At 67.7% G+C, this 13,412-nt stretch carries 14 protein-coding genes; 5 read left to right on the top strand and 9 right to left on the bottom strand.

What is annotated here, in order from left to right:
- Nucleotides 1–26: 26 nt before the first annotated feature.
- Entirely contained in the window at nucleotides 27–821 is a 795-nt protein-coding gene (locus tag ACFC14_RS05860; RefSeq protein ID WP_376101766.1) for a class E sortase, read from the bottom strand.
- Nucleotides 822–924: 103 nt separating this feature from the next.
- Between ACFC14_RS05860 and ACFC14_RS05855 the strand changes: the two genes are divergently transcribed.
- The gene (locus ACFC14_RS05855; protein WP_025102888.1) at nucleotides 925–1,164 is read left to right on the top strand and encodes a cell division protein CrgA; all 240 of its coding nucleotides are present in this window, start codon (nucleotides 925–927) and stop codon (nucleotides 1,162–1,164) included.
- A 352-nt stretch (nucleotides 1,165–1,516) separates the two neighbouring features.
- Entirely contained in the window at nucleotides 1,517–1,711 is a 195-nt protein-coding gene (locus ACFC14_RS05850) for a hypothetical protein (RefSeq protein WP_376101764.1), read from the top strand.
- Between the two features lie 871 nt (nucleotides 1,712–2,582).
- Here the strand turns inward: ACFC14_RS05850 and ACFC14_RS05845 are convergent.
- A complete protein-coding gene (locus ACFC14_RS05845) occupies nucleotides 2,583–3,476 on the bottom strand; it encodes a rhomboid family intramembrane serine protease (RefSeq protein ID WP_376101762.1) in 894 nt (297 codons plus the stop codon).
- A 21-nt stretch (nucleotides 3,477–3,497) separates the two neighbouring features.
- Entirely contained in the window at nucleotides 3,498–4,055 is a 558-nt protein-coding gene (locus ACFC14_RS05840; RefSeq protein WP_376101760.1) for a peptidylprolyl isomerase, read from the bottom strand.
- A 144-nt stretch (nucleotides 4,056–4,199) separates the two neighbouring features.
- Between ACFC14_RS05840 and ACFC14_RS05835 the strand changes: the two genes are divergently transcribed.
- On the top strand, nucleotides 4,200–4,706 hold the full coding sequence (locus ACFC14_RS05835) for a DNA helicase (protein ID WP_136042576.1): 507 nt from the start codon (nucleotides 4,200–4,202) through the stop codon (nucleotides 4,704–4,706).
- Nucleotides 4,707–4,762: 56 nt separating this feature from the next.
- Complete coding sequence (locus ACFC14_RS05830) at nucleotides 4,763–5,218, top strand: aminoacyl-tRNA deacylase (protein ID WP_376101758.1); 456 nt, start codon at nucleotides 4,763–4,765, stop codon at nucleotides 5,216–5,218.
- Between the two features lie 2 nt (nucleotides 5,219–5,220).
- Here the strand turns inward: ACFC14_RS05830 and ACFC14_RS05825 are convergent, their stop codons facing one another.
- Together ACFC14_RS05825 and ACFC14_RS05820 are read right to left on the bottom strand one after the other, a co-directional pair.
- Complete coding sequence (locus ACFC14_RS05825) at nucleotides 5,221–5,643, bottom strand: NUDIX hydrolase (protein ID WP_136042575.1); 423 nt, start codon at nucleotides 5,641–5,643, stop codon at nucleotides 5,221–5,223.
- A gap of 44 nt (nucleotides 5,644–5,687) precedes the next feature.
- Nucleotides 5,688–7,283: an amidohydrolase gene (locus ACFC14_RS05820; protein ID WP_376101756.1), complete on the bottom strand. Its 1,596-nt coding sequence runs from the start codon at nucleotides 7,281–7,283 to the stop codon at nucleotides 5,688–5,690.
- A 116-nt stretch (nucleotides 7,284–7,399) separates the two neighbouring features.
- On the opposite strand from ACFC14_RS05820, the gene ACFC14_RS05815 reads away from it, so the two are divergent.
- Nucleotides 7,400–7,846: a hypothetical protein gene (locus tag ACFC14_RS05815; protein ID WP_376101754.1), complete on the top strand. Its 447-nt coding sequence runs from the start codon at nucleotides 7,400–7,402 to the stop codon at nucleotides 7,844–7,846.
- Nucleotides 7,847–7,895: 49 nt separating this feature from the next.
- Here the strand turns inward: ACFC14_RS05815 and ACFC14_RS05810 are convergent, their stop codons facing one another.
- The 4 genes from ACFC14_RS05810 to ACFC14_RS05795 form a co-directional block, all read right to left on the bottom strand.
- Entirely contained in the window at nucleotides 7,896–9,320 is a 1,425-nt protein-coding gene (locus tag ACFC14_RS05810; protein WP_376101753.1) for an aldehyde dehydrogenase family protein, read from the bottom strand.
- Nucleotides 9,321–9,454: 134 nt separating this feature from the next.
- Complete coding sequence (gene solA, locus ACFC14_RS05805) at nucleotides 9,455–10,633, bottom strand: N-methyl-L-tryptophan oxidase (protein ID WP_376101751.1); 1,179 nt, start codon at nucleotides 10,631–10,633, stop codon at nucleotides 9,455–9,457.
- Between the two features lie 40 nt (nucleotides 10,634–10,673).
- A complete protein-coding gene (locus ACFC14_RS05800; RefSeq protein WP_376101749.1) occupies nucleotides 10,674–11,810 on the bottom strand; it encodes a tyramine oxidase subunit B in 1,137 nt (378 codons plus the stop codon).
- Nucleotides 11,807–13,345 carry an APC family permease gene (locus ACFC14_RS05795; protein ID WP_376101747.1) on the bottom strand — a complete coding sequence of 513 codons (1,539 nt, stop codon included), beginning with the start codon at nucleotides 13,343–13,345 and terminating at the stop codon, nucleotides 11,807–11,809. The genes ACFC14_RS05800 and ACFC14_RS05795 overlap by 4 nt, the downstream gene beginning before the upstream one ends.
- Nucleotides 13,346–13,412: the final 67 nt, after the last annotated feature.

Genomic DNA, 13,412 nt, shown 5'->3' with positions numbered 1-13,412 from the left:
GTGTTCTCCCTCGTGGGTGTCCATGGTCACACCGATGGGGCGGCCGGAGGAGGCGGCGGGTCGGTCAGCGCGGTGGGGAGTCCCTCGGCGCGGGGCTGGAAGCTCTCGAACACCCCGTAGGCGACGATGCGCTCCGCGAGGGAGTAGAGCGGAGAGCAGGCGGTGAGCGTGATGTACTGCTCGCCGGTCTGCTGCGCGGGCATCTGCGGCACGTCGGCGAGGACGTCGGTCTGCGTCGGCTTCACGTACTCGAGCGTGCGGAAGCGGTACGTGTACCAGCCGTCGGGCGTCTCGACGACGATCGCATCGTTCAGCTGAAGCTTGTCGAGCTGGTTGAAGGGCTTCCCCCAGGTCGTGCGGTGTCCGGCCATCGAGAAGTTGCCGACCTCGCCGGGCATCTTGGAGTCGGTGTAGACGCCGATCCCCTTCTGGTCGAGGGTCCGCGCGCGACTCGTTCCCCCGTAGATCCCGAAGTTGTAGTCCGAGCCGAAGCGGGGGATGTGCATCTGTCCGAACCACTCGGCGTCGGCCGGGGCCGCGGGAACCGGGGGGACGTAGGTGGTGGTTCCGTCGTCGCTCTCGACGACCGGCGGGAGCTCGGGGGCCTCACCCTGTGCGAGCTCCTGCGAGATCGCCGCACCCTCGTCGTTCTTCTGAGCGCTGATGATGATGTCGCCGATCCACATCTGCCACGCGACGAAGAGCAGGACGAGCACTCCCGCGGTCAGGAGCAGTTCGCCGAGCACGCTCGCGAAAGTCGCGCGAGAGCGTGGTCGCTCCCGCCGCGGGCGTCGCCCCCCAGGCACGACGGATGCAGTCATGGCGCGATCATATCCCGGGACGCTGAACGGATGCCCTCGTCCCCGCTCGTCCGCTGCGATCGCCGCCTCGTCGGATGACAGGTCTCATGGGTACAATGACGGCATGGCACGTGACCGTAAGACTGAAGAACCCGCCGTCGAGCGCGCCGAAGGCGACGCTGCTCCCAACGCCGTGTGGTTCAAGCCGGTGATGATCGGCTTCATGCTCCTCGGTCTCGCGTGGATCCTGGTCTTCTACATCTCGGGCATGCAGTTCCCGATCCCGGGTCTCGACAACTGGAACCTCGCGATCGGCCTCGGCATCGCCCTGATCGGCTTCCTGATGACCACGCGCTGGCGCTGACGCCACTCCTTCTTCCCGAAAGGCCCCTCGCACAGCGAGGGGCCTTTCGCATTCCTGCCAGCCGAGTTTCTCCGCCAGGTTGTGCGCCCGCGGCACCGTCCGACCGAAGGTCGCAGGCGGTTTCCCGGAGCCGAGCATCGGGAGGGACCCGCTGATCCCCTCATCCCTGCTGAACTCGGAGAGGAAATGGCAGCGCAGCTGTGCGACACCGGTGCCAACGTGGAGGTCACGATTGTGCCTGACGCGGGGCATCAAGTTCTCGATGCTAACAAGGACCTACACGACCAGCTTCTGCGTTTCACCCAGCAAATTGCAGGGGCTACCCTGGGGGCACAGAAAGGACCGTGATGCGATGAAAACATCCACAATACGGGGCTGGGGCTTCGTCGCGATCGGCCTGGCCGCGATCGGCTCAGTAACGTCGTACTCCGTCGTGCGTGCAGGTGGTATGGACGGAGCCACCTACCTCATCGTGAACATCGCGTTGGCCGTCACCGGTGTGGTCCTGCTGGGGCTGGCCGCGCGCGGGCGGTCTAAACGGAACTAGGGAGCGTCTGACACGGCGTCCCTCCTGAGCCTGCATCAGAAGCCAGCAGTGCTCGTCGACGGGCGACGGAGCTGAAGAGCATAGTCGCGTGCTCACACGATTGCGAGGACGAGAGCGGTGATCCCCGGCGACTGTCGGTCATCTCGTCAGCCTCGTAGAACGAGCTTGTCGCGTTCTGCTGCTCGTTCTCGTGATTCTGCTCGGATGCAGCGCCATCAGCGAGCCAGGCGACGGCCTAGCGCATGTCAGCGTCGGTCTCGGCTCCGCCGATCGGCACGGTGCGCAGCTGAGAACGTCGGCCGCGGTCGCCTTCTGATTGCGGAGAGGTTCCAGCACCCCGGATTGGGCACCGCCCACCATCACGTAGCCGAGTCCGCTCGCGATGAGCGTTTCCCACGCTTCTTCGGAGGCGATGTCGAGAAGACCGAGAGAGCCTCCTGGACGCGCCGGCACCGCCTTCTTCAGCACACCACCGACCGATCCCCCTTACTGCGACCGATCGCCGTCGTCTTGCGCGGGGTCGGCGCGGCGGTGACTTGACCTTCCAGTGCGGCCCGGTCTTTCGCCAGAGATGCGTGAGACGCGACCGCGTAAACCCCACCGCGTTGCTAGGAACCTCATGCTCAAGCACACGGTTCAGTCCTTCGGACGATGGCGCGGCCAGTGTATCGGCCTCATCCGCAGCATTGGGCAACTGGTCCACTGCCAGCTGCCATAAGGGCCCTGCATCCCCCCGGGTTCGCTCTGCGAGCGAAGGGAATCCGCCTGCGGCCGTCCCACGCAGAAAGTTATCCACAGATCTATCCCCAGCCTGGGGAGAATTACACCGGTGTTATTCACAGGGGTTAACAACCCTGTTAACAACTCGGGATCAGGATAAAAGGATCAGCGGCGGGATGAAGGCGACGATGACGATCAACAGGACGACGAGTGCAGAGAGCAGGACGATCTGCCAGGTGCGCTGGTCTCGACGCCTCGTCTTGGTGTAGATGAGGGCGACCAGGGCGCCGACGATGGCTCCACCCAGATGCGCCTGCCAGGAGATGCCGCCGGCGAAGAAGCCGAAGGCGAAGTTGATGCCGAGGATCACGAGGATCCCGGTCACGTTCGCGCCGATGTGGCGGCCGATGATCAGCAGTGAGGCCAGCATTCCGAAGATCGCACCGGATGCGCCGACCGTCGGGTCCAGGGGTGCGAGGAGAGCGACCGCCACCGATCCGCCGAGGCCGCTGATCAGATAGAGGGCCAGGAAGCGGGCGCGACCGAGCATGGGCTCGAGGCTCTGCCCCAGCATCCACAGCGCGAGCATGTTCAGCGCGAGGTGGATGAAGCCGCCGTGCACGAACAGCACGGAGAGGAGGCGCCAGGGTTCGAAGCCCGCACCGAAGAGGTTCGGGTAGAGGTAGGGCGCATAGAAGGCGAGTGCCTGCGTGATCGGCCCGTTCATCCCGGGGATCAGCTGCACCAGACCGATGAACGAGGTGACGGCGAGCAGCACGTACGTGACGATCGGCTTGCCGCTGCGGGCGATCGCCATGGTGCTGCCACCGCGAGCGCCCCACCGACGCTGGGCCTTCTTCTGCGCGGGAGTGCGGTTCTTGCGCTCGGCGTTCATGCACTCCGGGCAGATGACGCCGACGGGCGCCTGGGTCTGGCACTCGGGGCAGATGGTGCGCATGCACCGCTGGCAGAGCACGAAGCTCTGCCGATCCGGATGCCGGTAGCAGAAGTTGTCGCGATTGCTCGTGAACTCAGGCGTGGTCATCCGGATCGGCCGCAGCTGTCGTCAGGCCGCGACGATGTCGATCGACTGCAGCACGACGGGCTCGACCGGACGGTCGCCGCCGCCGGTCGGAACCGCACCGATCTTGTCGACGACAGCGCGGGAGGCGTCATCGGCGACCTCGCCGAAGATGGTGTGCTTGCCCTGCAGCCACGGAGTCGGGTCGGTGGTGATGAAGAACTGCGAGCCGTTGGTGCCCTCGGGCTTGCCGGTGATGGCGTTGCGGCGGAGGCCGGCGTTCGCCATCGCGAGGATGTACGGCTTGTTGAAGTCGAGCTCCATGTTGATCTCGTCGTCGAAGTTGTAGCCGGGGCCGCCGACGCCCTGTCCGAGCGGGTCGCCGCCCTGGATCATGAAGTTCGGGATGATGCGGTGGAAGATGACGTCCTTGTAGAGGGGACCCTCGCCCGGCTTGCCGGTGGCGGGATCGGTCCACTCCTGGGTGCCGTCGGCGAGACCGACGAAGTTCTTGACCGTCTTCGGTGCGTGATCGCCGAAGAGGTTGATGACGATGTCACCGTGGTTGGTGTGCAGGGTTGCGACGTGGGAAGCGTGAGCCATGCCCTCATTCTCGCAGAGCTTTCGGTGAGTTCGCCCGGTGTACCGCGGATCCGTCAGCGGCGCAAGGGCCGGGCGATTCCCGCCCGGTATCCAGCCTCTCGTGGCAAGATGGGGAACCCGTACTCCAATGGACAGGAGAGCATCGTGAGCCTCAGCCGCAAGCGGAAGAAGGAACTGCGTCGTCTTCAGAACGACGCGAACCAGCTCTGGGAGAACCAGCAGGTGCTCGTCGGTCACGCCGCCGATGTCGCCCGCGAGGCCGGACGTCAGCTCGGAAACATCAATCGCGAGCAGGTCGTCCCCGTCATCCAGGACACGTACAACCGCCGTGTTGCCCCGGTCGTCGACCGTGGCGTGAAGATCGGCAAGCACGTCGTCGACGACAAGGTCGTCCCGATCGTGGGCGGAGTCGTCGGTTCGGCGCTCACCGCCTGGGATGTCGCGAACGCCAAGCGTCACGGCGTGGCAGCACCCGCGCGTCGCGGCGACTTCGGCAAGAAGCAGAAGTCCGGCCCCGGCCTCGGTTCGGTCATCGCGATCATCCTCGGTGCTGCTGCTGCCGTGGGCGTGCTCTACGCCGCATGGCAGGCGCTGCGTGCCGACGATGAGCTCTGGGTCGCGGACGACCCGCTCGCCGCGCCCGACGCGTGACCCCGTCTGATCCCGCCTCCGTCGCCTCCGGTGACGGAGGCGATCAGCATGCGCGGGTGCGAAACGCGGCCGCTGCTCGCGGGCTCGACATCGAGATCCGCGAACGCCCCGCGGCCGGCAGCCTGTTCGAAGCAGCCGAGCTGCTCGGCATCCCGCCGTCCGGCATCGTGAAGACGCTCGTCGTGAAGCGCTCGGACGACACCTTCCTGTTCGCCCTCGTGCCTGGCGGACGCTCGATCTCATGGCCGAAGCTGCGCGCCCTGGTCGGTGTGAACAAGCTACGTCTGCCCGAGCCCGAACTCGCGCTCCAGGCGACCGGCTACGAGCGGGGCACCATCGTCCCCATCGGCAGCACCACGGACTGGCCGATCTACGCCGACGAGTCGATCGTCGGTCAGCGCATCGCGATGGGCGCGGGTGCCCACGGTTACAGCCTCTTCGTGGACGCGGACGATCTCATCGCCGCGTACGGAGCGACGGTTTCCGACATCTCGGTTCCCGAGGAGCGCTGACCTCAGAGAAGGCCGGCCATCCGCATCGCGATGTCGACGAGCTTGACGCGCTGCAGCTCGGCCACAGCCTTCAGAGGGAACCACTCGGCCATGTCGGTCGAACCCCCGGTCTCGAAGCGCAGCTTGCCGCCCGTGACCTCTGCCCGATAGACGATGCGCAGCGTGTGCAGCGGATCCGCGGCCTTCTGCACGCGGCGTCCCGCGGGGATGACCCGGGAGTGGATGCCGAGGAGCTCGCCCACCTTCACGGTGTAGCCGGTCTCCTCACGGAGCTCGCGGCGCACCGCATCCTCCGGCGATTCACCGGGCTCGAGTCCCCCGCCGGGCATCGTCCACGCCACGCGACGGCCCTCGGTCCAGCGCGCAAGAAGCAGCCGCCCGTCGTCATCGGTGACGACCGCGTACGCCGCGACACGCAGGTCCATGGCTCACACACTATCCGGCGGCGCAGACCGCCGATGACCGTGTGTCAGGCGACCCTGCTGCCGCTCACATAGGTCGCCATCACCTGCGTCTCGGCGAGGTCTTCGGCCGAGACCGTGAGGGGATCGCGGTCGACGACGATGAAGTCGGCCAGGAGTCCGGGGGCGAGGGCGCCGACCTCATGGTCGCTGAACAGTTGCCACGCCGCGTTCACGGTGTGCGCGAGAAGGGCCTGCTCGCGCGAGACCGGGGTTCCGCCCGGCATCCGGTATCCGTTGCGCGTGGTGCGGGTCTCGGCGACGGCCATGTTCCGGAAGGGCTCGTTGGGGGTGACCCATCCGTCGTTGTGGAACGTCGCCCGGTGACCGGTGGCGAAGGCTGCTCCGGCATCGGCCCAGGCACCGCCGCGCTCCGGACCGAAGAGGTCGTCGACCAGCACCTCTCCCCAGTACGTGATGTGGTCGACGAAGAGACTGACGGTCACGCCGAGAGAGGCTGCTCGCTCGAACTGCGCCGGCGTCATGGCCCCGCAGTGCTCCAACCGGAAACGGTGGTCGGTGAGCTCGTGCTGCCCGACGAGCTGCTCGTACACGTCGAGCGTCGCGTCGATCGCGAGGTCTCCGTGCACATGACAGGCGAGCTGCCAGCCGGCGGCGGCATAGGGCTCTGCGATCGTCCGCAGCTGCTCGGCGGTGTAGTTCGCCCGCCCGATGTGATGCGGTTCGAGCCCGAGCGAGCGGGTCGCCGCCGTGTCGAGGTAGGGGAAGGATGTGGCGATGTTGCCCACCCACGGAGAACCGTCGGACCAGGTCTTCACGCCTGTCTGACGGAACACGGGATCGTCATCGCTGCGCGGGGCGGCGACACCGCCGGGGCGGGACATCTCGTACCACCGCAGCCGTACCGGCATCGCGCCCTGCGCACGGAGAGCGTCGATGAGCGGGTTCAGCTCGGGGTTCCACGACAGGTCCGACACGGTGGTGATGCCACGGGATGCGAGGTCGTGCAGATGCGCGGGGAGGATCCGGGGGAGATGCTGCTTCGCCTTCGCGAGCATCGGCGCCACGACCGGCTCGACCGCGGCGGCCTCGAGGGCGACCCCCGTGAGCTCCCCCGCGGCGTCGCGACCGAACGATGCGCCGACCGGATCGGGGGTGTCCCGATCGAGGCCCGCGGCGAGCGCGGCCGCAGTGTTGAAGTACACCGAGTGACCGGAGTTGTGGATGACGACGAGGGGCACGCTGCCGGCGAGCTCGTCGAGGAAGCGGATGTCGGGGTCGGGGAGTCCGCGCTGCAGCAGCGCATCCCACCCGTTCGCGAAGATCGCTTCGCCACCGGCATCCTCGACCGCCGCTCGGAGCGCCCCGAGGACGCCTTCCGCGTCGGGGATCATGACGGGACGCAGGTCGACCACGAGATCGGACAGCAGGATCGCGGAGAAGCCCGGATGCCCGTGCGGCTCGATCAGCCCGGGCATGACCCATCCGTCGAGGGCTATGGTCTCCGCGTCCGGGAAACGGTGGCGAAGCTCGTCCGCCGCCCCGACGGCCACGATCGTGCCGTCGTCGACGGCCATCGCCTCCGCTTCGGCGTCTGCGCTCGGCGAGAGCGGACGGATGCGGCCGGTGAAGACTGTCGTCATGGCGCCAGTCTGGCAGCCGGGGCGGCTTCGGGGATCGATCACGAATCGAGAAGCACACGGAGGATCGACCTCCGTAGTGTGAATCCCACACCGGCAGCACTTCGAGAGGACCGATCATGGCCGAGAAAGAGAAGAACTTCAGCGCCGAGGAACGCGAGGCCATGCAGGCCGCCGCGAAGGAGGCCCGCACCCGCCGCTCTCGAGCGAAGAAGTCGCCCGAGGAGCTGCGCGCCGCGGGGGAGGCCGACATCAAGGAGGCGATCGAGAAGCTGACGCCCGAAGACCAGGCTCTGTCGAACAAGCTGCACGCTCTCGTCTCCGAGGTCGCTCCGGAACTCGTGCCCCGCACGTATTACGGGATGCCGGCGTGGGGTCGCGACGGCAAGGTGCTCTGCTTCTTCCAGCCGGCGAGCAAGTTCAAGGTGCGCTACGGCACGTTCGGTTTCGAGCCGATCTCGAACCTCGACGATGGCAGCGTCTGGCCCACCGCCTATGCGGTCACAGATCTCACCAAGGCCGACCTCGAGTTCCTCGCCGAGCGCATCCGCCTCGCGATCAGCTGACTCTCCTCTGCCGAGAGGGTGCGCGGCCAGGCGCCGCGCACCCTCTCCCTCAGCCGTTGATGACCTGTGGCACCGCGACCGACTTCAGCCCTTCGACGCCGAACTCGAGGCCGTAGCCGGACGACTTGTGGCCACCGAACGGGATCATCGGATGCACACCGCCGTGCGAGTTGATCCAGACCGTCCCGGCCTGGATGCGCGCGGCGACCTTGCGGGCCTCCTCGCGCTCACCCCAGACCGACGCTCCGAGGCCGACATCGAGTCCGTTGGCGCTGGCGATCGCCTCGTCCACATCGGTGTACCGGATGATCGGCAGCGCGGGACCGAACTGCTCCTCGTCGACCAGGGCCACGCCATCGGTCACGTCTGCGACGAGTGTGATCGGGTAGAAGAGCTCGCCGAGCTCGGTCGCGGGTGCACCGCCCGTGACGATCCGGCCGCCGCCTCGCGCCGCGTCGTCGACCAGGTCGCGAACGATCTCGAACTGCGCACGGTTCTGCAGCGGACCGAGCACGTTCTGCTCATCCAGGCCGTTGCCCATCGGCGTCTGCCGCGCGACATCCGCCAGCGCGTCGACGACCTCGTCGTAGACCGAGTCATGCACATAGAGGCGCTTGAGTGCGGCGCAGGTCTGACCCGTGTTGATGAAGGCGCCCCAGAAGAGGTCCTGCGCGATGGCCGCCGCGTCGACGCCCGGCAGCACGATCCCCGCATCGTTGCCGCCCAGCTCGAGCGTGAGCCTGGCGAGGTTCTTCGCCGAGCTCTCGACGATGCTGCGGCCGGTCGCGGTCGAGCCCGTGAACATGACCTTGCCGATGTCGGGGTGCGAGGCGATCCGGGCTCCCACCTCTCGGTCTCCGGCGACCCCGATCAGCACGTCGCGGGGGAGAACCTCGTTCATGACCTCGATCAACGCCAGCACGCTCAGCGTCGTGTACCCGCTCGGCTTCACGACCACCGTGTTCCCCATGCGCAGCGCCGGGGCGATCTGCCAGATGCCGATCATCAGCGGCCAGTTCCACGGTCCGATCGCGCCCACCACGCCGATCGCGCGGTAGTGCAGCTCCGCATGCGTGTCGCCGTCGTCCACCACGAGCTCGGGTTCGAGGGCTGTCGCGGCCGCGGTGCGCAGCCAGGCGGAGCACGCGCCCACCTCGAAGCGGGCGTTCGGGCCGTTGAGCGGTTTCCCCTGCTCCCGCGACAGCAGGCGGGCGAGCGGCTCGGCGTTCGCGTCGATCGCATCGGCCACGCGGTTCAGGAGCGCACTGCGCTCCGCATGGCCGAGCGCGTCCCACGCCGGCTGAGCCGCCTTCGCCCGCGCGACCGCGGCGTCGAGTTCTTCGACCGTCTCCACGGGTGCCCGACCGATGGGCTCCCGTGTCGCCGCATCGACCACTTCGCGACCCTGACCCGCGGGCACGCCGACGCGCTCCAGCAGGGCGGCCTCATCCAGAACCGGGGCGATCTCCGACATCACTGTCTCCTCACGATGGGATGCACGACAGGTTCATCGCGCAGTTCGAGTCTGTGCTCACGGGTCGAGCTGAGTTTGACTGCCCGCGCGGCGCGCTTGCCGGTCCGTGACCGAAGGGCGTCGCACGGAAGCCATCAGTGTCCACCGCCGCGGTATGCACCGACGGTCGCCAAGCGGTCGAGGTGGGCGCCCAGCGAGAAGTGCGGGTCGATGTCGGATGCGCTCGGCTGGGTGGCGAGCCGAGCCGCCCATTCCCCGAGCACGGGCGCGAACTTGAAGCCATGCCCGGAGAGTCCGGTCACCGTCACGACCCGCTCACTCTCGCTCACATCCACGATCGGCGTGCGATCGGGCGTGTAGGCGCAGTGGTGCACACTGGAGCGCACCGGTTCGGGGTTCAGGCTGGGGAAGAACTCCTTGGCCTGCTGCCCGATCTTCGCGAGTTCGCGTCGCGTGTACTCCCGCGGAACCTCGTCGACGTCGCGGGCGACCGGCCAGGTCGGGTTGCTGCTCGCCTTGATCGAGTAGCCGTCGAGGCTCGGCGCCCCGAAGAAGTGCACAGGTCCGACATCGCGCAGGAACGCGGGGAAGCGCGCCGGAAGGAAGTCGGCGATGTCCGTGGGCATGAACCAGGTCAGACCCAGCACCTGCAGCCGCAACAGATCGCGCAGGCGACCGTCGAGTCGGGTGGACCAGGAGCCGGAGGCGAGGATCACGGTGTCGGCCCTGATCGCCTCGTTCGGGGTGCGCACCACCACGCCTCCCGGCTCTTCCTCGATCGCGAGCACCGGGGTATGGAAGTGCAGCTGTGCGCCGGCGGCCTCGGCGAGGTCGAGTGCTGCCAGGAGCGAGACCTCCGGACGGATGCCGCCGCCGTGGTGGTCGAGCACCCCGACGTCGCCGTCGTGCACGTTGTGCTGCGGGTGGGCGCGCCGCAGCTCCTCGGTGTCGTACAGCGTGTGGGGCAGGTCGAACTCGCGCGCGGTCTCGAGGGTCGTGCGCATCTCGACCCGGTCGGGCTGGGCGATCGACAGGGCCCCTACCTCGAGGTAGAGCTCCCGGCCGGACTGCTGCTCGAGATCTCGCCACAGTCGCCGCGACTCCTGGAGCATCGGCACGTAGCGCCCGCCCTCGTGGTAGGCAGTGCGGAACACTCGCGACTCCCCGGCATACGAGCCCCTGTCGTGCACCTTGCCGTACTGCTCGACGCCGACGACCTCGACATCATCGCGCTGCGACAGGCGCCACGCGGCGAGCGCACCCACCGCCCCCAGCCCGACGATGACGATCCGCTTCCTGACCTGCGCACTCATGGGTACTCCTGACGAATGATCGATGCGAGACGGACGCCGGTCATGCGAGAGCCGGCGTGTCCCAGAGCAGCAGCTCGGCGCCGATGCCCTCGGCCACCGCGCGCCGGTAGACGACGGTTCCCCAGGCGACGTCCTCCACCGGCATCCCGCCGACGGAGTACAGGAAGATCTCGTCGTCACCCCGGCGGCCCTCGGCCTCGCCGCTCATGATCGCCGGCAGGTTCTCGAGGGTCTCCGCGCCCACGTCGCCGGAGCGGATGCGGTCGAGCAGGTACATGCCGTGGAGACCGATGTGCTCGTGCGCGGGATGGGGCACTTCTTCGCTCCACGCCTCGTACAGGCCGCGGAAGTCCGCGATGTGGCGCGCACCGTGGAGCAGCTCGTCGTCGATCATGATGTCGGCGGGCAGGCTCACCAGCGCGCCGGGCTTGATCCACTGCTTCTCGATGCGCACGTAGTTCGCCGACCCGGCCGCCGTCGTGGGGGCGATGGTGACCAGATCGCTGCCGCGCACGGCATCCTCCACGCTGTCGACGACCGTGACCGTCGTGAACTGCGGGTACTCGCGCCGGACCCACTCGATGAAGGAGTCGATACCGGATCGGCTGCGGCCGGCGACCTTCAGCGTGTCGAGCTCGGGGCGCACGGCCACGAAGGCTTCGAGCGTCGTCCGGTTCATGACGCCGGGGGCCACGATGCCCACGCTCCGGGCATCGGCGTTCGCGAGGTGTCGCGCGCCGACACCCGGCACGGCGCCGGTGCGGTAGGCGCTCAGCAGGTTCGCCGACATGTGTGCGAGGGGTGCACCGGTGTCCTTGTCGCTCAGCGTGAGCATCAGGATCGATCGCGGCAGACCGTTCTCGCGGTTGGCCATGTTCGACCCGTACCACTTGCATCCGGCCGTCTGGAAAGTGCCGCCGAGATACGCCGGCATCGCCATCATCCGTCGATGCGGACCGTCCAGGGGCATGCCGTCGTGAGGGGACTCGGTGGGGAAGGTGACCATCGACCCGTGGGAGTTCCCGTCCGGCCCACCCATCCGGTAGTCACCGGCGTCGACGAGGCGCAGGGTCTCCTCCATCACGTCGACGCACAGACTCATGTCTGTGACGCCCGCCGCAACCGTGTCCGGCTCGGACAGATATCGGAACGTCAGCCTGGTGTCGGGGGCGCTCACAGGTTTCCTCTCGTCGCGTCGACCACTGGCTCACCGAGGAGTGATGCCTCCGGCAGCTCGGTGCCGTGGCCGATCTGGCGGTAGACCTCGGGCCGCGCCCTGCGCAGCCACAGCGCCCACACCACGGCCAGCGCCGAGGGCACGAGCAGCACAGCCGGGAGGATGAAGGTCGTCGGGGTGGACTCGGCCTGACCGAGCAGCACGTCCCAGTTCAGAAGGATCAGCACCCACACGATCCCGAGCGCCACGAACGCGATGATCGGTGCGACCAGCCTGCTGCCGGCGCCCACCTCTCGGCTGTCGCGTCGGAAGAAGCCGATCACCGCGACGGAGACGAGCACCAGGAGCAGCACGAGCCCGAAGGCACCGAGATTGGTGAGCCAGGTGAAGAGGGTGATCACCGGATACGGGCCGTTCTCGGGATTCCAGCCCTGCTCGCCGATCGCGAAGCCGATGATCACGACCACCGCGATCGCGGACTGCAGCAACGACCCTGCCCACGGTGCACCGCTCGTGATGCGGACGGTTCCCAGCACGCGCGGCAGCACACCCTCGCGACCGAGCGAGAAGGCATACCGGGCGACCGCGTTGTGGAAGCTGACGAGGGCGGCGAACAGGCTGGTGATGAAGAGGATCGACATCACGTCGACCCAGATCACGCCCAGGTGCTCGGCGACGAAGTTGAAGAACAGCGGAGGGCCGGCCTCTTCCGGCGAGATGCCCGCGGGGTCGGTGATCTTGCTCGGGCCGACAGCGAGCGCGAGCGCCCAGGAGGAGATGGCGTAGAAGATGCCGGACACGCAGACAGCGAGGAATGTCGCGCGCGGGATGGTGCGCTTCGGATCCTTCGACTCCTCGCCGTAGATCGCTGCCGACTCGAAGCCCATGAACGCGGCGATGCCGAACGCGAGGACCGCTCCCACTCCAGGAACGAACAGGGCCGCGGGGGTGATGGGTGCCGCCGTGAATCCCTCAGCCGGGTTCCCGAAGGCGAACAGGTCGAACACGATCACCGCCACGAACTCCAGCGCGACGAGCACGCCCAACACTTTCGCCGAGAGATCGACCCGGTGGACGCCGAGCACACCGACCAGCACGATCGTGAGGAGCACCCACACCCACCACGGACTCGCCCACCCGGTCTTCGCCTCGATGAACGAGCTGATCTGGAAGCCGAGCATCCCGTAGATGCCGATCTGCATGGCGTTGTAAGAGAGGAACGCGAGCACCGACGCCCCGACGCCGGTCGGGCGACCGATTCCCTGCGCGACGTACGCATAGAACGCACCGGCATTCGTGACGAACCGGCTCATGGCGGCGTAGCCGATCGCGAACACGGCGAGTGCCGCCGCGAGCACGATGTAGCCGAAGGGGATGCCGTCGACGTGTGTAACCGCGTAGGCGCTGGTCACTCCGCCGGCGAGAACGGTGAGCGGCGCGGAGGCCGCGATGATCATGAAAGCGACCGCGAAGACGCCGAGGCGCCGATGTTCGGCCGTTCTCGTCGTCGACGTTGTGGGAGGGGACGTCACCATGGCACAGCTCCTTCGATGCTCGGGTCAGTCCTCATACTCGCCAGGGGGAGCCGTCGTCGATTGACGG

This window comes from Microbacterium sp. NPDC055988 (assembly GCF_042269505.1).
Classification (GTDB): domain Bacteria; phylum Actinomycetota; class Actinomycetes; order Actinomycetales; family Microbacteriaceae; genus Microbacterium.
The sequence above is the reverse complement of the archived record's forward strand: the minus strand, read 5'-3'. Positions and strand labels throughout refer to the sequence as shown.